The sequence below is a fragment of the Pseudomonas sp. FDAARGOS_380 genome, from assembly GCF_002591235.1.
Taxonomy (GTDB): Bacteria; Pseudomonadota; Gammaproteobacteria; order Pseudomonadales; family Pseudomonadaceae; genus Aquipseudomonas; species Aquipseudomonas salmasensis.
On the sequence record NZ_CP023969.1, the window covers coordinates 5,761,400 to 5,779,292 of the forward strand.

The following is a 17,893-nucleotide window of genomic DNA, read 5'->3' on the forward strand; positions in this document are numbered from 1 at the left end:
GATAGCGCGCTGGACACGATCGTCAGTCATCAACATCAGCCTTTGCCCCCCCCTCCTTACCCATGCGCTGCCGCAAGCGCGCGTCATGCAGCGTGGCAGAGCCCGATAACCGCTTGGATTGTTGTAGGTGATTTCCTTCAGCCCCAACACGCTTCACCGTAGCCTCCGTCTCGATTTCCTCCAGGTGATTGTGGGGCCTTTTACGCGCTCCTAGACTTCGCCGCCGTAGGGCAAATCCCCTGTTCCCTCATGATTCCCACAGGCGGCATGGCGCACATTTTTTGCCGCCGCCACTCGCAAGGAGCCTCACCCAATGACCAAGACCTCAACCGCCCTCCTCCTGCTCGCACTGGCCAGCCTGCTGGCGGGCTGCACCACCAACCCCAACGTATTGCAGATACACAAAGTCACCGCCGAGGCGATTGGCTTGGCCTCTACGGATGAGCTGACCATGGGCCCGGTCACCAAGAGCAAGGAGGACTTCCTGGGCGGCGCTGAACTGAACTTCAAAGCCACGACCGCCAAGGGCCGTGTGTTCAACTGCTCGACGGTCATGACGCCAGGCATTCTGCTTGAGCCGCCGAAGTACTCGCGCCTGACCTGCACGAAGTAAGCCTGGCAGCCGGTGCGGGCATTGCGCGCACCGGCTATGCGCACAGATCCAACGCTGATACTGGCGAACAAAAACGCAGCCTACCCACGTCATTTCTACCCATGAAGGATCGTCCTCGACAATGAAACCCGTCATCGTCGCCATTGCCCTACCGCTCTTTGCAGGCTGCGTCACGCCCAAATACTGGGAAGCTACCGGCGGCAACCCGTCTGATGGGCTGGTCCAACTCTCCTACGTACATACGCCGTTCGAGTACGGCCAAATCCGCGAATCCCAAGGCTTGGCGATCGCCACGGGGCGCTGCCAGTTTTGGGACTATGCGCGGGCAGAACGCGCAGGCACAGAGAAATCCGTGTGCCGAACGATGGGGCAGTTTCATTGCCTGGAAACCACGGTGACTCAGGATTATCGGTGTCAAAAGTGACATCCACCCAAGGCGCAAAGAGGCGGTTTAAAAAAACGAATCAAAGATGCAACGCGGGCCTGGACTCGCGAACGCCATGGACAGAAGGCACCCGCACACGCAGCGCAATCAGCAACGCAGCCAGCAGCATCAGCACCGCTGCCGCTATGAATACGCCCGCGCTGCCACCGAGGCTGAACACTGCACCACCCGCAGCGGCGCCCGTGGCGATGGCGGACTGCACAGAGGCCACCACCATGCCGCCGGCGCTTTCCGCCTGATCAGGTACCGCGCTGGCGACCCAGTTCGACCACGCCACCGGCACACCGCCAAAGGCCAAGCCCCAGATTGCCAGCAGTATCGCCTGCCCCGGCAACGAGGGCGGCAACAGCACCAGCGCCAGTGCTGCAACGCCGACCAGCGCAGGCATCAACACCAGAGTGGCCAGCGGGTGGCGCTCCAGCAGCTTGCCGGCCAACAGTGTGCCGACGAAGTTCGCCACCCCGAAGCCCAGCAACATCAGCGACAGCCCTTGCGGGCCGATGCCGGTAGTGCCTTCAAGGAATGGCCGAACATAGGTGAACATCGCGAAGTGGCCGCTATGCACCAGCACACAACCGAACATCCCCATGGCGATGCCCGGGCGCTGCAACACGTCGAAAACCGTGCGCAGACGTGCCGGCCGGCGCGGCGCGAGGCGCGGCAAAGTCAATGACTGAAACGCCAGGGTCACCATGCCGACCGCCGCTGCTGCAAAAAACGCACTGCGCCAGCCGTACAGCCCGCCCAGATAGCTGCCCAGCGGCACTGCAACGACCGTCCCGACGGCAATGCCGCTGAAAATGATCGAAAGCGCCCGAGGCAACAAAGCACTCGGCACCAAGCGCATCGCCACCGCCGCAGCCATGCTCCAGAACCCGCCAAGGGCAACCCCCAGCAAGATGCGCATCAACAGCAGCACCGCGAAGCTGGAAGAAACGGCGACCAACAGATTGGAGGCAACCATCAACGTGGAAAACCCCAGCAACACCCAACGTCGGTCGATGCCGCGGGTCAGGCCTGGCACCAACAAACCGGCGAACAACGCTACCACTGCTGTCACCGTTACCGCCTGGCCAGCCAGCGCTTCGGACACGCCCAAATCAGTCGCCATCAGTGTTAACAAACTGGCCGGAAGGTACTCAGCGGTCAGTAATCCGAACACCCCCATTGCCAGCGAGAAGACGGCCATCCACGCGGGGGCCGCAGGCTCTGCATCCGAGAAGGCGTCGGGATGGCGGTTGGATACGGCATTACATACACAGTCAGTCATTGCAGGGATCTCCCAATCATCATTGCGACCCGCAGTCTAGGCGCGCGAATCTGGATGATCTATGATCCAAAATTTCTCATTTTTGACTAAAACACCTGAACAATGTCTGCAGAACAGTTTGCGCTTGCCTCGGATCTCATCAACGAGCTGTTGCGCGGCATGCGCCTGCGTGGCGTCGAATACCGGCGTATACAAGCCAGTCCGAGTTTCGGTTTGGGCTTCGCTGAAAAACCTGGGCATGCCTGGTTCCATTTCATGGCCGTCGGCAATGCGGTACTGCGAATGGAGGACGGCACCACCTACGCGCTGTCTGCCGGCAACGCCGTGTTCATCTCCCACGGCGCGGCCCATCAACTGTATTCCCATGCGGACGTGCCCGTTCAGGACATCGACCGCCTAGACGGCGTCCCCCTCGGTGACACCGTGAGCGCGGTGCACACCGGAACCGATGCCAACCCAACGCCGAGCACCATTTTGTTCAGTGGTTGCATGGAGTTTGAACTGAGCAGTATCCATGGCCTCGGCAAGCTGATGCCGGGCCTGATGTTGATTGATGCCGACGGCCAGCGCTACCCTGGACTGGTGCCTATCCTGACCACCATGGAACGCGAGGCCAGCGCCGCACGTGTGGGCTTCGCCGGTATCCTCGCGCGGTTGGCCGACGTGGTGGCCGCCATGGTCGTTCGCGGCTGGGTGGAGTGCGCCTGCGGGAATGCCTCTGGCCTGGTCGCCGCCTTGCGCGACCCCCGCTTGGCCGGTGCACTGCTAGCGCTCCATCAACAACCGGGCCGCGACTGGACCGTTGCGCAATTGGCAGCGCAATGCAACACCTCACGCTCGGCCTTCGCGGACCGCTTCCAGGTGACGATTGGCATGACGCCGCTGCGCTATGTCACCGAACTGCGAATGCGGCTTGCAAGCCAATGGCTGACCCTCGAAAGGCTGCCGATCGAAGAGGTAGCACAACGCTTGGGCTATACATCCCAGGCGGCTTTCAGTCGCGCATTTAAACGTATTACGGGGAAGACACCGGGGTTCAGTCGCAAGGTGAGGTAGCCTACTGTCACGTGAAGCTGAGCGCATGTAGTCGACGATCTTTACCCCTGAATAATTTAACGCCCGTTACGTCGAGGAATGGGTCACGGCAGTGCACAACCGGCTAAAGGACTGTCAAGTATGACAGTAGACGCCTGCGACGCCCCCACCTGAGAATGAACACCCCGCGGCGAGAATCCCCAGCCTCTGAGACTGGGCCAGCACGTTTGCCGCCAGCACTCGATGAGGGGCTCAGTCATGGAGATCACTGAATGCCGTGCCGCAGACAACGTCATCTTGACGCTAAAGCAACCGATGAACGCGCGACGCACCCGTCTGCTGTGCGGCTATCTGCGCCAGATCAATCCGCCGGCCAAGTATTTGATCCTGGTCGAGGAATGGACGGCGCAAGCCCATTACGTGCAGTTCAACCAGATTACAGGGTGCGCGCGCATCACAAAAAAACTGCGGCCACGCCCGGCCTGAGCATTCGCTCATGAACCTGCGTTCACGTAGCATCAGCGTAACGCTGGCGGTCGGCTTGTTCACCACCATGGGAGTGGCACAGGCAGAACGTGCCCTCATCGAGCCGTCGCAGATACAAGAACTTTTATTGTATGGAGCACCCTGCCCGCTTTACGAGCGCAGCGCCTCACCAATTTCTTCAATAGCAAAACCAACGTCATGCCCCGCACGAATCAACTCCGCGAACCGCAGCATCACGGAAGAGCCGACATCGTGGGACAGCGCCAAGGTCATCAGTTCGCGTATGGGTTCATCAAGCGCTGCTTCGACGCTGGGTGAACACGCCTGCCCTGTGAGCCAGGCAACAAGGGACGAGACCCTATGGCCTGGGGTGTCTTCATCAACACCCAAAATCTCGCCTAACACCATTCCCAGTGTGCCGGCAGGATGTTGTTCCGGGCGGCTCCAAGTCTTGAGTTCAATTGACTCTCGCTGCACCTTTTCCAAGTTCCGCCGAATCTTTCCAGGAATGGTCGCCGCCGCTTTAGGGCGATTGTAGTACTCGCGGTTAGCTAAACTTGCGGCGTCCCTGACAACCTTCCAGGCCACCGACCACAGCTGTGAAACACTGTAGGTATGCAATGCTGCGCGCATCGTACTTTTAATTTCTGCCAGCTCTTGTTCCGACAGATCATGGTTATAGAGTTCGCACTGAACGTCCAGATAGCGCATGACATCAGCGACTGCGTAATCAAGCCACAGGTTGAAAAGCCCGTCAGCGTCGGTATACACCCTATCCGACAGGTTACGAATGACCTCGTCCGCACGCCTTGATGCGACATCTGGCGCCAAACGATAGACAACCTGGTCCCTCAACACCCAAATCTCATCGCCCTCCCAATAGTAGGTGCCCGGGCTTGCTTTACTGGGGTCATCAAGGACGAGCCCAGCCTCACGCAATTGCATCATGAAGTCATCGACATACCGAGGCGCCAGCCCTCGACAATCACCCGGTCTGAAGCCGCCATTGGTCAACCTCGGGGTAACAGCCCTGTCCAACGCCAGCAGAAGCACCACCTGATTATCCGGCACCGCTGAGTAGTCCACCGTGCGGGTTGACTGCTTGCGTACGTATTCGGCCAACTGCCGTTCAAGCTCTGCGGCTTTGGTCTTTTTAGCCTCAAGCGCAATGGCGTCATGGTCGTTTTGGCAAAGCGTACAAAGCTTCGTGGACCGTTGAGGGACCTTTTTGGCCTCTGAGCGATTTTTGATTTCGATCAGTTTCGCGCACTTAGGGCAGACCTGATTGTCATCAAATGCATTGCAACGTTGCCGTATGAAGCTGGCGAGTGTAACGCCTGGTGCCATTTCAATAACGTCCGTCAGCGCACCCACTTTTTCAACGTACTGCCCTGATTCATCGACAGCCCAGTAACGCTCGATCAATTCAATTTCTTTAGGATCGTCGGTCAACATTTGGAGCTTGATTGCCATGTAAACAGTCCTGTTTCGTATGTGATTATTTTGTCCAGTCATCGCTGCCTTATGGACGCTCAACGCTGAAAGCTATTGCGGCGACACCCCCAACCTTGTTCACGTCCCTCTTCGCTTTACGCTCTTCCAACAAGGTCCTGGGCAACACAAACCCTTCAAAACTGCGCTGTGTAATCGGGTTATTAGCCTTCTCCGCGCCTATCCGATAACGCATCAACCCATCGGCGACTGAGAAGGTCAGGTCCACACTGGTGTCGGTACGGCCATTGAGGTGCCCGCGACTCAGCAGCCGGAACAACGACCACGGCCCGCGGTAGCTCAGGCTGGCGGTGTTGCCGGTGCTGTGCACCAGGGTCAGTTGGCTGCCGTTGGTATTGCCCAGGCTGTTGGGCCACACCAGCCCCGTGCGTTGCGGCGCGCCGTGCTGGTAGGGGATCAGTTGGCCGTCGACGCTGAGCATGCTGCTCAGGCGCGTGGCGCTCAGGGCCAGGGGTTCGATGGTGAGTTGCACGGCCAGATGGCCGCGGTGGTTGAAGAAGGTGTCGCGGATGCGCTCGGCCTTTTTCAGTTGCTCCAGCACGTCGCTGCGTACCAGGTAGCCGCCGAGGCTGTCGGAGTACAGGGCATCGAGGTTGTCCTTGAGGAACACGTTCAGGTATTGGTCGTGGAACTGCTGCAAACGCCCCTGCGGGCCGAAGAAGGCTTCAAAGTCTTCCAGCGAGGCGTCCTCGCCGCTGGCCTTGAACGGATAACGGCCCGCCAAGCGCTCGCGGTAGAAGCTGTAGATCTCACTGTCCCAGCGTTTTTCCAGCTCGCGCAGGGCGGCGATCACCAGCACTTGCGAGGTTTGATCGGCGAGTTTTTTGACCTGCTGATTCAACGGCTCGGGCAGCCCCACGGCGACGCGTTGCAGGTTGGCGATGGGGTCGGCGCCGCCCAGGGAGAATCGGTTGAGCACGGTTTTAAGGGCGGCTTTGCCGGGGTCCGGGTTGTCGTGCACGGCCTTGGCGTAGTCATAGACGGCGCTGACCGAACGCAGGGTTTCTTCGTAATAGGACGGCTGCTCGCCTCGTGCGGTGATCAGTTCTGACAGACTTGAAAATGCGCGCCGAATCCCTGCTGCCTGTTGTTGCCCCTCGGGCACCTTGACCAGCTTGAGCGGCGCTTGCCCCTCAGCCAGGGGCACGGCCGGGTAGATCACGCTGTTGTCACGCAGGGTTTCCAACAGGCGTCGTAGCGGTGCGGCCGGGCCGGTGACTTGTTCCAGCACCGCCACGCCGTGGCTGAGGTCGTCAAAGTCGGTCACCGCGAACTGGTTCAGCGCACGCCGCCAGCTGTCGACGTAGTCGGCGCTGTACAGGGCGCGGATACGCTGGGTCAGCACGTTGCGGTCTTCGTCGGAGTAGTCCAGGCGTTGTCGTTCGCCAAGCACCCACTGGTCAATCATCGCCAGCTCGATAATGCCCTTGGTACCGGGTTCGAAGTAATCCTTGAAACCCTTGGCGGTGAGCAGCGGCGGCAATTGCAGACCGCTGCCGGCTTGATCGGTGTTCAGCGCACGGTAGACGATATCGAACGCCGGGCCGACCTCAGTGCGCAGGTCCAGCGGCCGATGCATACGCTCCAAGGCGTCCTGTTTCAGGCTCATATACACCCGTTCAGCCATGGGTAACTGGCGCAGTTGCTGCTGCACTTGAGTGATGCGCTCGCGGTAGTTCGGCAGGTCGGCATCGGCGTATTTCAGCGCATAGCCCAGGTGGCCCATCAAGTCGGCCTGCAGTTGGCCCTGGCCCGGATAGGCCCGTTGCCATTGCTTGGCGACCCACTCCTCGACAATCGCCGGACGGCGGTTGGGGCGTTCTTCGAGCATGCGGTACACGCGCAAGGCTGCCAGTTGCTGATTGCTGCCGGCGGGCGCGGTGTTAATAGCCTCCAGCACCCCGCTGGCAATGGCCGGCAGGAAGCGCTTGGACAGCAGATTCAAATAGGCTTCATCCACCGTCGGGCCAATCGCCCTGCCCTGGTACAAGCCCATATCCGACAACAACGGCCAGGCTTCACGGTAATCACCGTAGACCAACACCGCATCGCGAATCTGGTCCAGAGGCAGCAACAAGTTGCGCCCTGTGGGGTCGACCGTGGCGTCGATGTCTCGCTCACTGAACTCCTGACTCTTGGCCAACACGTTGGCCGCTTTGTTGCGGTTGATATCGAAGTAAAACTGCCAGGTGCCAACGACCACCAGACACCCCAAAGACGCAACGCTGAACCCGGCGATCAGCAGCCGCCGTTTGCTGCGAGCCACCTTGATGTTGTCGCCCGCCAGGCCCGCTTCGGGGTAGATCACCCGCTGGAACAGTTGCTGGGCAAAGTAGATAGCCGTGCCACCGGCCGGTTTGACCTCCGGTGGCGGTGGTGGCAGTTGATACGCCTGCCCTGCTTCTTTGATGAAAGCGTTACTAAGAGCGCCCTGCTGCAACACCGAGGAAAAATAAAGCCCGCGCACCAACGCGGGTGTGGTGAACCGATCACTGCCAAGCATTTCAGTCAGGAAGCCAAACAACGCGGGGCGCAAGCCCGCCATCTGATGCATCAGCGCCTGCAAGCGATCACGCTCATCCAACGTGCGCGACTCCCGGGTGCTGTTGAAAACCTGTTCGCAGAGGCAATCGACAAAGGCTTGATATTGACGCGTCAGCTCCGCCAGCCAGGCATCAAAGTCATCCACCGCGTCCAGGCTGAACGTGAAACCCAGCAGATCTTCGCGACCACTGCGTGACAACCGGGCGAAGAACTCCTCGAAGCCTTCGCAGCAGGTTGGCGTGGGCCTCGCGTTGTTCGGGACGTTGCGCCAACAAGGCCTGTATATCAATTACCAGCACCACGCCGTTCAATGCCCGACGGCTGCGGTTACGCGTCAGCCAGTCGAGCAGGTGCGACCAAAGGCGCGCATGAGTGCCGGCGGGCAACACCGGCTTGACCTTGCCCTGCTGCTCGACGTTTTCAGCCGGTGAATCCGGGTGGCTGAGAAATTCACCCGGTGGGTCAATCAACACCGCCTCGTCCCCGATCCACCAATCCACCGGATAGGCCAATTGCTCTTCCTGAGCCCTGACCCCAGCCTTGGTCACATGAGACAACGAAAAGCTTTGGTTGGAGCGGGTGATCAGGCTGGTCTTGCCGGCATTCTCCTCACCGAGCACCAGGTACCACGGCAGTTGATACAGTGAACGGCGGCGCTCCATGTTGTTGAGCAAATTGCCCAGGCTGCGGTCCAGCGCCCGCTCTTGAGCTTCGATATAAGGCAAGCAAGGGTCGGCTTGCACGGCAGCCTCGTGCTGGCGCTCAACCTGCAAACGCTGATAACGCTCGCGCACGCGCCACGCCCAGATCAGCAGCGGCACCACGATCACCACCACACTGGCCGAGACCCGCATCGCCAGCTCGCCCAACGGTTGGCGCTCACGCCACGTCCACTGCGGGCCCAGCCACCAGATGGCGACCAGCAAGAACATCACGCCCAACAGCACCAACACCGGCCATGCCTGGTTGAATTGGCGCAGCACCGGCAGGCCCCAGCGTTTGAGGTAACTCCAGACTGTTTTCATGAATCGCTCCTAACGCTTTTTTAGAGTTCGTTGCTTACACACGGTGAACGCATCCCTTTTGCTCCCGCTGAGCCACGCCCGGGGGCATGGCTTGCGTTTTCAACGCTGGCGATGAATTCATGGAGGATGCGTTTGCTTTCGACAGCCTCCTTGACACTGGGGCCGCGACTGTTGGCCTCAGGGTCAGGTCTAGGCACGACCGCGCCGTAGCGGATGCGTACGGATTTGAGGATTGCGTCCCACACGGCCATGGCTTCGTAGTCGGTGAGAGAGGGGTTGACGGGTTCTGGTGACGCGGGTTGTTGCCAGAGAGGCCGTTCGTAGCCTTTGTTGGCGAACTGGGGAAGGGTCCAGCGCACAAGATCCCTGGGTTTATCAGGATCTATGGCGGTACGCTTCTTTCCGCCTGCCGATAGGCGAATACTCATAGCTGGACGGCTTAGGGATGGGTTATCTCGATAGTTCTCGCTGACGAAAAGTATTTGACGATGTGTGTCATAACTGAAGCCGATCAAGGATTCTTCGGCTTGCATTCCGGCTAATGTGATTTTGCCTATACGCAGTTGTTCATAATCGCCAGCGAGGAATATTTTCCCGTCTTTTTGGGTTCGGACATGCAAACGTTCTCCATCATCAGGTGATAAGGCGTTGTAGTAGACGCTCAGCGATACGTCTGAAGCAGGGGGGTGAAAATAGAAACTGGCGATCTCATGGTCGTGATGACTGCGAATGACAACCGGCCCAAGCGCAAAGCCCGCGCCTGCGGTTTCGGGGGTGACTTTGAAGATCTCTTTTGAGAGTTTTAACAGACGATCTTCAACAGGGGCGGTATTACCCTTGAAGGAGTCAGCTCGGAGCATGACGTAGACGTCATCGACCAGCAGGTGGAGTTCGTGAACGAAAGTCTGACGCGGTGTTGGACGCCGGTAGTATTGCAACATGACACTTTGCGGTGTCTGCGCTTTGGCTGACACCAGCATTGATACGTCATCCATCTCATAGTTTTTGACCGCGGCGATCCTGCTGGCCCGTTCCTGCAAGGCAGCGGAAAAGCGTTGCTGTGACACCCCCTCGCCCAGCACACGCACTTCAACGGATGCATGATCGGCCCCCAGCCCGTAATACAACTTCACATCCCCTCCGCCGGTCCAACTGGAAGGCAAGTCGATCAGCCCACGGCCCAGCGCCCAGGTGCGCATGTTGCTGGTCAGTTCGTGCACGGTTTGTTTCTCCTGTTCACTGGGTTGTTTGAAGGCGGCGCAGCCCGCAAGCAACGCGAGCGTCAAGCCCATGAAAAGAAGCTGGGGGGCTTTAGGATGAAGACGGCCAAAATAAAGCCGGTGGGCGCTATTCATTGATCGCTATCCCCTGGTAACGACCTACGTTTTTCCAAGCTGGCAATGAACTCATCGAGGATGCGTTTGCTTTCGGCAACCTCCTCGGCACTAGGCCCGCGAATGTTGGCCCAGGGGTCCGGCTTGGGCACGACCGAGCCGTAGCGAATGCGTACGGATTTGAGGATGGCGTCCCACACGGCCATGGCTTCGTAGTCGGTGAGCGAGGGGTTGACGGGTTCTGGTGACGCGGGTTGTTGCCAGAGAGGCCGTTCGTAGCCTTTGTTGGCGAACTGGGGAAGGGTCCAGCGCACTAGGTCTTCGGGTTCGTTGGGATCAACTGGCTCTCCTTTCATGCCACCCGCCGACAAACGGATGCTCATGCCAGGCCGAGCCAGCGAAGGATTGTCCCGGTAGTTTTCGCTCACAAAGAGTATTTGACGGTGAGTGTCATCGCTGAAGCCGATCAGGGACTCTTCAGCTTGCATGCCGGCCAAGGTAATTTTCCTCGCCCGCAAATTTTCGTAATCCCCTGCGAGAAAAATTTGCCCGTCTTTGGGGGTGCGCACGTGCAAGCGTTCTTCATCATCAGGCGACAAAGCGTTGATATAGATACTCAGCGAGACATCTGAGGCTGGTGGGCTAAAGTCGAAACTAGCGATCTCCTGATCGTGATGACTGCGAATGACAATGGAGTCCAGTGCAAAGCCTGCGCCTGCGGTTTCAGGGGTGACTTTGAAGATCTCTTTTGAAAGTTTTAACAGACGATCTTCAACAGGGGCGGTATTACCCTTGAAGGAGTCTGCTCGGAGCATGACGTAGACATCATCGACCAGCAGGTGGAGTTCGTGAACGAAAGTCTGACGCGGTGTTGGACGCCGGTAGTATTGCAACATGACACTTTGCGGTGTCTGCGCTTTGGCTGACACCAGCATTGATACGTCATCCATCTCATAATTTTTGACCGCGGCGATCCGGCTGGCCCGCTCCTGCAAGGCAGCGGAAAAGCGTTGCTGTGACACCCCTTCGCCCAACACCCGCACTTCAACGGATGCATGATCGGCCCCCAGCCCGTAGTACAATTTCACATCCCCGCCCCCCGTCCAGTTGGCGGGCAAATCTATCAGCCCACGGCCCAGCGCCCAGGTGCGCATGTTGCTGGTCAGTTCGTGCACGATTTGTTTCTCCTGTTCACTGGGTTGTCTGAAAGTGGTGCACCCTGCAACCGATCCAAGCAGCAGGCATGTAAAAAAAACGGTCAACCTGCGCATAGAGGCCTCTTGGCTTTCGCCGCGATCTTGATCAGGGAGTAGAGGGTGAATTGCTGGGTGAGCGGGTTGGCGTAGGACGCTTCATGATCGAACCCTGGGGCCTGCACTTGCTGGCGGACAGAACCCTGGCGGACCTGCCTGATCGGCGCGCGGCCGGAGCTCACCGGTACGGTGCCGTCGCCAGCGCCGTCCTGCATACGGCAATGCAGTTCCCAATAGCTGGTCTGTACGGTCTTTACTGGCGCATTCGGGTCACCGCGTGGGGGCATTACACTTTCGGCTTGCCCGCCTACGTACAACGGGCTTCGCCCGTCGTCACGCACCTCATGCATTTGCAGGCTGGACACCGTGAAAGCATCCGGGCTTGAGGCATAAGGGCCATTGAGGCGAGACCCACGACGCATTTCCCAAGTGATGGATTCGAAACTGGGGTGCTTATCGTCGTTGCCGTAGTAAACGTAGGTTTGAGGGTGGTAGGAGCCAGCGAGTTTCTGATGGAACCGCTTCGCTTCCGACATGTTTTCCTCAAAATCTTCCCACGTAATCGGATCCCCATCCTTCGGTGCCAACCACTCTTCACGCAACAATCCCCACCAGCGGTCACGGCGTAGATAAATCTCTTCGTAAGGATCCTTTACCGGTTGACGCGGCATAGCCGGGGCTCCGCGCTCGTCAACCAGCCGCAGCCAGCCCGGGGCATAGTCCTGGGTGGGCAGTAATTGCAAGGCACCGGGTGCCTGCGCAAATACAGCGGTGACCTCCTGACCGGTGGGGCCAATGACCGCACCGGCAATGGGGTCTTCGTCGCGCATGCCGACCTTGCAGCGACGGTAAGCGACCGGCGCCCCGATGGCGGGCATCACGCCGTGCACGACGCCGGCAATTTTGTCGGCCATACCCGGTAGCTGCGCGCATCGCCGTGCCACCAGCCCGCCCATGGAGTGGGTAACCAGAATCACCTGTTGGCAGTTGCGACCGTACTGCTGCATGAGTTCATCAATACGCTCAGCCAGCCTTGAAGCGGCCTCCTCGTTGGAGTCCAGCCAGTTGTAACCACAGGCATGCACTGGCATGCGGTAGCCACCACGCGCCGCCAACTCGTGCGAAATAATCGACGGCAACTGCGCCGCCAGGTTAGCGCCCAACCCCGGCATGGCGATGGGCATTTCGGGTTTCAACTCGGTGACTTGAACCGGGCCGGGCTCGACACTGCGGGTATGCAGATGCTCAGGCCGAATGTCGAACTGCGGCCATTTGTGCGGCATGAATTCGCTGTTAAGGGTGTCTTCCAGCCACAGAAGAAACGCGTGGTAGCTGGTTTCGCTGACCTCGCCCCAGCCCCGCTCTTCGTAGCGCTTGGTCAGAGCCAGGATTGTTTTTTTCCTGTCCGGCTCTGGCGGCACTATGACCGTGCCGACAGAGCGCTCCGGCACTGCGCCTTTGTTATCAACCTCTACCCTGGCTGGGTGCAATAGTTGCTGTCGTATACCCGCCTTTTTGTTTATCCAGTTCAGGGCCAACCACATATTCTTACCCATGAACCCCGCATCCAACCGCCAGACGGGCCCCGCCTTTTTCTTATCCTTTCCTTTCTCCGGCTTGCTCTTCAAATTCGACCCCATAATCCCCGGCACAAAAATCACCGGCAGCACCCCGTCCGGCGGCAATATGCAGTGCACCGGGTCGGTGATATGGCTGGGCGTGAGGGTCCAGGTATGCACAGGGTTGCCCCGCGCGTTGTAGTGCATGGGGGCGACACGGGGCGTCGTCGGGCTATTGGTCATGTGGGGTCTCCGTTTTCTAGCCATTCCAATGTCAACCCTTCCAGTGTCATGCCCTGTTGCAGGGTGACGTAGCCTTCGCCATCGGTGCAGCCCTCGAAGCGTGCGCCGTCTTTGCGAACCAAGGCGTAGGCACGGTTGCGCATGGGTTGACCGTTGAAAAAGGGTTGAAAGCGTTCGTTGAACGAGGTGCTGGGCCAGCTGTTGAGTTGCGTCGCGGCATGGCTGGGGTCAATGAATTGTTTGTTCGCAGCTTTCACAATGAAATCGCCGGGCATGCCCAGCTCGATATTGCCGCCCTGCATCTTGATGTAGGCCCCGCCGCACAGCAGGGTGATGTGTTTGTCCGCCGCCACCAGCACGTGTTGCTGGCTGGCGCTGATTTCCACGCTCTGATCTGCTTGCACCTGGATGCTGTTGTGCTGGGCCTGCAGCAGCAGTTGACCGTTCTGGGCGATATGGCGCATGTCACCGCCCTGGGCGAACAGGCCCAGCTCGTCACCCGCGTTAATCACCACTTTTTTACCGGCGGTCAGTTGCAGGTTCTGTTGCGCGACGCTGTCGATGTGTTCGCCTGCGCCCATGGCAATGCTGCGGGATGTGGCGGCAGCAATACCCGCGGGCCCGCTCAGGGCGATGATGGGCTGCGCGCCAGTGCCCGTGCCATTGGGCTGGTCATTGGCGCCCTGCCCCAGGGTGTTGACGGCCTCGGTAAGCGTCTGTTGCGGTTGCCAATCCTGGACAATGCCTTGGGCAACCTCCGCCGAACTGCCTAGCTGCTTGGCCAATGCCAGGGCGGTGTGCAGCACCTCAATGACTTGCTGGCGCTCCAGTTGGCCCGCAGCGGCCTTCAGTTGCGCTTCCGCAGTCAGCAATAAACCTTTTGCCGCGCGCAACGCACCGTGCCCATCCGTCCGTAACTCAAACCCCTCCCCCCTGGGTTTACCGCCACCGTAATGGCGGGGGTGAGTGAGGTAACCCAGATGCAGCGCGCTGTGCTCGTGATCACTCATCAACGCCGCGCTGATTTGCGCGGTGGTGTCGTCAATGCGCAACTCATTGGCGCGGGTCCCCTTGAATTCGCGACTTTTGGTTGTCGCTACGGCATTGAGCTTAGGTAGCTCGTAGGGCGGCAAATTGGTCTCGCGATAAGTCCGGCCTGTGGCGATGGGCTGGTCCGGGTCACCATCCAGAAAGCTGATGATCAGTTCCTGATCCACGCGCGGCACGGCCATGGCGCCCCAGGTCGCTCCGGCCCAACCCTGAGCCACACGAATCCAGCACGAACTCTGATCGTTGTTTTTGTCCGCACGATCCCACGGGAATTGCACTTTCACCCGGCCCCATTCATCGCAATAGATCTCTTCCCCTGGCGGACCAACCACCGTGGCAATCTGCGGGCCGTCGATGCAGGGTTTGTCGCGCAGCGGGGCTTTCCAGTCGGAGGTCCAGCGGATGGCGCTGGCGTTCATTTCATAAGAGGTGCCGTGGTCGCTGCCGAACGCCTCTTCTTGCAAGCTGGTGTGCTGTTTGCCTTCGTGCTTGATGGCGATGGTGCGCCAACGGTCGTTGAAGTCTTCGCGGGGATGCTCGTTGAGGTCGAACGCCAGCCCCGGTTGCAGGCGTGCGTCGTCACCGGCCAGGTGGGCCAGTTTGGCGTCATTGCGCAGGGCGGTGAGTCGAGTCTTGGTGAAGGGTTTGCCGGCGATGTCGCGTTTGTAGCGGCCGGGGTAGTCGTAGCGTTCGTAGTACTTGTGCTGGTTTTTCAGGTCCTGGTCGCCAGTGGCGGTGTGCTGTTGGTCGTAGCGCGGGTGGGTGAAGGTGTAGTCGCGTTGTACCTGGCGGGCGGTGCGTACTTGTTCGGTGTAGTGAAAACGGGTCAAGGCCGGTTCCGTGGCATCGCCGCCGGCCATGGGTTGGTAGATCACGGGGCAATGTTTGTGCGTGCCGATGGTGCCCAGGCCGCCGACGCGGTCGGTGAGGACGAGGGTGTGGCCGTCGTCGCGATGTTCGAAGGTGTAGAGCAGGCCTTCTTCGGCGGCGAGGCGGGCGATGAAATCGAGGTCGGTTTCGCCGGCCTGTACGCAGTATTCCCGGCGTTGATGATCGAAGCAGATTTCGCGGCGCAGGTCGGTCAGTTTTTGCTCGGCCAACACGTTGGTGATGATATCGGGCACGGTCTGGCCCTGGAAGATGCGCCAGTTGGAGCGCAGGTCGAAACGCGCCAGGGTCGGTTCGATGACGGCGGTGTAGCGGGTGCGACGAAAACCGGTGTCGCCCTGGGTGAACAGGCTGACCAGGCCGTGCACATAGCGCACTGGGGTTTCGCCGCGCCGGATGGTGAACAGCCCCGCCAGGTCGAGCACGTTATTGAAGTCGATGGCCGCGTTGTGGCTGGCCAGTTGCAGTTCCAGCTTGAACGGCTGGGACAGGCCTTCTTCAAGCGTGAAGGACACTACGTCGAAGGCATCGCCTTTCAAGGGCTCGAAGGTGAATCGCAGGTCGCTTTGGCCGGGCACGTGGCTAGTCCTTACTTTGACTGATGATGGCCGCCACCTTCTGATACAGCTCCGGCTCCCAGCCCTGCGCCGTGGTATCGCGCATCAACCGCGCAACGCTGGCGTACAAATCGTCCGCCAGCCACGACAACCCACGCGATGCCAGCAGGTCGGCGGCAATCACGGTGGCGTAGCTGCGATGGCGCGGCGCGTCTTGGGTGGCGTGCAGTTCCTGCAGGCGCAGCAGCACCACTTCCACGCCTTCGGTGTTGAGTTGAGTGGCCAGTTCGTCGCGCAAGCCGGCGTATTCGTGCACCGGGCTGCCGCTGGCTTGTGTCTGATCGGCACCGGTGATCCATGCGTGGGTTTGCGCATCCACGAACGGCGTGCCGTCGCTGAAACACAACTCCAGCAAGGCCGGAAGACGGCAGACAAACCGCTCACAGGTCTGGCGGATGGCGCCGGCCACCTCTTCCATCGCCAGGCGCGAGGCGACCTGGGCGGCCAGGTAACTGCCGCGCAGCCAGTACGGCGAGGCGCACACGCTTTTTTCGATGCGCAGTAACTGGTTCGGCTCAATGGCGTTGTGGTTAAGCGCATCCTGGTAGCCGTCGACAATGTCTTTGGGCACGGCGGTCAGTTCGGTGCGCCGGTCACGGACGACTAAGGGCGCGGTGCGCAGATGCGACCACAGGCCGAAGCGGCGCAATTGGTAGCCGGTGGGGTCGTAAGGGTCTTGCTGGTTGATCTGCTCGGCCATGTTCAACACCGCACGGCGTTGTTCACGTTCGTTACTGGGCGCTTGCGGTTTAGGCGGGCTGAAAAAGGCTGCGTCCAGGGCGCCGCTGGCGGTGGGCATACGGGCAGGCGCGTTCACCACGGCCGGCTCGCTGTATTTGTCCAACTGCCGTTGCAGGGTATCCAGCGCTGCGGGGTCGAGCTTGGCGCTGTCGACGCACCGTTGCAGGGTAGTCAGCGCCCGTTGCGCCGCTGCTTGGTAAGCCGGCTCAAAACTGCTGCGCTCCAGGGCCGGCAGCACCTGGCCCAGATCTTCCAGCAGGCGCTGGACCTGCTTGCGCTTGTTCAGGTAACCGGTGGGGCCGGGCTTGGGGTAGGCGTTGTCCCAATACCGTTCGACCATACCCGCGATCAGCCCAAGGGCATCGGCCCAGCGCACCCACTGGCGGGTACGCAACCAGACCACTTGCAGATGGCCGACGATGCGCCAGTACTTGCACTGGGTCGTCAGGTAGTCGCGGGAGGCTTCATCGATGTAGGGCCAGTCGATATCGCTCTCACGCAAGCCGCCCAGCTTGACCATCTCCTGGTCGATGGCCTGGTAGGTTTCGTCCTCTACATCGAAATGCCCGGCGGGTTGCGCGGGGTCAATGGGGGCCAGCAGCCGCTCGACGATGTCGACCGGAACGTCGATCACCAACGACATGCCTGGCGCTCCTGTTCAATCAGCTCGCCCAGCCCCTCGGCGTCGAATATCAGGCCGTGCAGCCTTGGATAGTCGCTCTCCAGCCGCAGGCGCTGGCCACCGCCCATATTGCGCAACAGGGAAATCGCCTGCAGCCCGCGCCCGGCATCGACCACCAGGCCGGCGTCGTCCAGCACCTGCCATTGATAAGCTACCGATACGGGGCGCTCATCCTTGAACAGTTGAATGCGTATTTTGTTGGGCTTGGCCGGTTCATCCAGCACCAATTGCAGGCGCGAAATTTTCGACTCGCAGCTGATGGCCAAATAGGGCCTTGGCGGCAGTGCTCCCAAGGCCGGGGCCGAGATCACCAGCCGTGGTGGCTGGTCGTTGTCCAGCGCCGGGAATGACGACAACAGAAAGCGCTGATCCTCAGGCTGGCGCTTGGCCTCATTGCGCTGTACCAGGTCGACAATCGGCAGCACCCGGCTCAGCGCAGGCGGCGGCGCAGGCGGATGATGGATGGGCGTGCCGGCAGCCAAGTCAAAGCATTCCAGGCGTTTGAGCGGGGACACGATCGCCGGGCAATCCTGTGCCATCGGCATTGCGTGTATGTGCGGGGCAATCAGCATTGCTGCCAGGCCCCCTACCCAACA

The 17,893-nt window shown here is 60.0% G+C and carries 12 protein-coding genes and 1 pseudogene; 4 read left to right on the forward strand and 9 right to left on the reverse strand.

The annotated features are described in order from the left end of the window. Positions 1–313 precede the first annotated feature (313 nt). Together CRN80_RS26735 and yecR are read left to right on the forward strand one after the other, a co-directional pair. Entirely contained in the window at positions 314–613 is a 300-nt protein-coding gene (locus CRN80_RS26735; RefSeq protein WP_014718001.1) for a hypothetical protein, read from the forward strand. Positions 614–734: 121 nt separating this feature from the next. Then, positions 735–1,037, forward strand: a complete 303-nt coding sequence (yecR, locus tag CRN80_RS26740) for a YecR family lipoprotein (protein WP_032892382.1) — start codon at positions 735–737, stop codon at positions 1,035–1,037. Between the two features lie 40 nt (positions 1,038–1,077). On the opposite strand, the gene CRN80_RS26745 is transcribed toward yecR, so the two are convergent. Then, entirely contained in the window at positions 1,078–2,328 is a 1,251-nt protein-coding gene (locus CRN80_RS26745; protein WP_098952010.1) for an MFS transporter, read from the reverse strand. 102 nt (positions 2,329–2,430) lie between these two features. On the opposite strand from CRN80_RS26745, the gene CRN80_RS26750 reads away from it, so the two are divergent. Together CRN80_RS26750 and CRN80_RS26755 are read left to right on the forward strand one after the other, a co-directional pair. Continuing rightward, a complete protein-coding gene (locus CRN80_RS26750) occupies positions 2,431–3,384 on the forward strand; it encodes an AraC family transcriptional regulator (protein ID WP_098952011.1) in 954 nt (317 codons plus the stop codon). A gap of 237 nt (positions 3,385–3,621) precedes the next feature. Beyond that, complete coding sequence (locus CRN80_RS26755; RefSeq protein ID WP_044273243.1) at positions 3,622–3,849, forward strand: hypothetical protein; 228 nt, start codon at positions 3,622–3,624, stop codon at positions 3,847–3,849. A 150-nt stretch (positions 3,850–3,999) separates the two neighbouring features. On the opposite strand, the gene CRN80_RS26760 is transcribed toward CRN80_RS26755, so the two are convergent. The 8 genes and pseudogenes from CRN80_RS26760 to vasI form a co-directional block, all read right to left on the reverse strand. Continuing rightward, positions 4,000–5,322 (reverse strand): hypothetical protein, encoded by a 1,323-nt coding sequence (locus CRN80_RS26760; RefSeq protein ID WP_098952012.1) that lies wholly within the window; start codon positions 5,320–5,322, stop codon positions 4,000–4,002. A gap of 49 nt (positions 5,323–5,371) precedes the next feature. Beyond that, positions 5,372–8,930 (reverse strand): annotated as a pseudogene (gene tssM / locus CRN80_RS26765) (type VI secretion system membrane subunit TssM). 20 nt (positions 8,931–8,950) lie between these two features. Continuing rightward, the gene (locus tag CRN80_RS26770) at positions 8,951–10,285 is read right to left on the reverse strand and encodes a T6SS immunity protein Tli4 family protein (RefSeq protein WP_256588580.1); all 1,335 of its coding nucleotides are present in this window, start codon (positions 10,283–10,285) and stop codon (positions 8,951–8,953) included. Further along, positions 10,282–11,439, reverse strand: a complete 1,158-nt coding sequence (locus tag CRN80_RS26775) for a T6SS immunity protein Tli4 family protein (RefSeq protein WP_256588581.1) — start codon at positions 11,437–11,439, stop codon at positions 10,282–10,284. The genes CRN80_RS26770 and CRN80_RS26775 overlap by 4 nt, the downstream gene beginning before the upstream one ends. Before the next feature lie 83 nt (positions 11,440–11,522). Further along, complete coding sequence (locus CRN80_RS26780; protein ID WP_098952014.1) at positions 11,523–13,319, reverse strand: triacylglycerol lipase; 1,797 nt, start codon at positions 13,317–13,319, stop codon at positions 11,523–11,525. Then, a complete protein-coding gene (locus CRN80_RS26785) occupies positions 13,316–15,835 on the reverse strand; it encodes a type VI secretion system Vgr family protein (RefSeq protein WP_098952015.1) in 2,520 nt (839 codons plus the stop codon). The genes CRN80_RS26780 and CRN80_RS26785 overlap by 4 nt, the downstream gene beginning before the upstream one ends. Positions 15,836–15,839: 4 nt before the next feature. Then, positions 15,840–17,258 (reverse strand): type VI secretion system protein TssA, encoded by a 1,419-nt coding sequence (tssA, locus tag CRN80_RS26790; protein ID WP_098952016.1) that lies wholly within the window; start codon positions 17,256–17,258, stop codon positions 15,840–15,842. Beyond that, on the reverse strand, positions 17,246–17,812 hold the full coding sequence (gene vasI, locus CRN80_RS26795; protein WP_238344573.1) for a type VI secretion system-associated protein VasI: 567 nt from the start codon (positions 17,810–17,812) through the stop codon (positions 17,246–17,248). Before vasI ends, tssA begins: the two co-directional genes overlap by 13 nt. Positions 17,813–17,893: the final 81 nt, after the last annotated feature.

What these genes read in the sequence shown, in the direction of transcription:
- CRN80_RS26780 (WP_098952014.1), bottom strand. Translation starts at nt 13,319, where the DNA reads ATGACCAATAGCCCGACGACGCCCCGTGTCGCCCCCATGCACTACAAC.
- CRN80_RS26770 (WP_256588580.1), bottom strand. Translation starts at nt 10,285, where the DNA reads ATGAATAGCGCCCACCGGCTTTATTTTGGCCGTCTTCATCCTAAAGCC.
- CRN80_RS26750 (WP_098952011.1), top strand. Translation starts at nt 2,431, where the DNA reads ATGTCTGCAGAACAGTTTGCGCTTGCCTCGGATCTCATCAACGAGCTG.
- CRN80_RS26760 (WP_098952012.1), bottom strand. Translation starts at nt 5,322, where the DNA reads ATGGCAATCAAGCTCCAAATGTTGACCGACGATCCTAAAGAAATTGAA.
- CRN80_RS26735 (WP_014718001.1), top strand. Translation starts at nt 314, where the DNA reads ATGACCAAGACCTCAACCGCCCTCCTCCTGCTCGCACTGGCCAGCCTG.
- yecR (WP_032892382.1), top strand. Translation starts at nt 735, where the DNA reads ATGAAACCCGTCATCGTCGCCATTGCCCTACCGCTCTTTGCAGGCTGC.
- CRN80_RS26745 (WP_098952010.1), bottom strand. Translation starts at nt 2,328, where the DNA reads ATGACTGACTGTGTATGTAATGCCGTATCCAACCGCCATCCCGACGCC.
- CRN80_RS26755 (WP_044273243.1), top strand. Translation starts at nt 3,622, where the DNA reads ATGGAGATCACTGAATGCCGTGCCGCAGACAACGTCATCTTGACGCTA.
- tssA (WP_098952016.1), bottom strand. Translation starts at nt 17,258, where the DNA reads ATGTCGTTGGTGATCGACGTTCCGGTCGACATCGTCGAGCGGCTGCTG.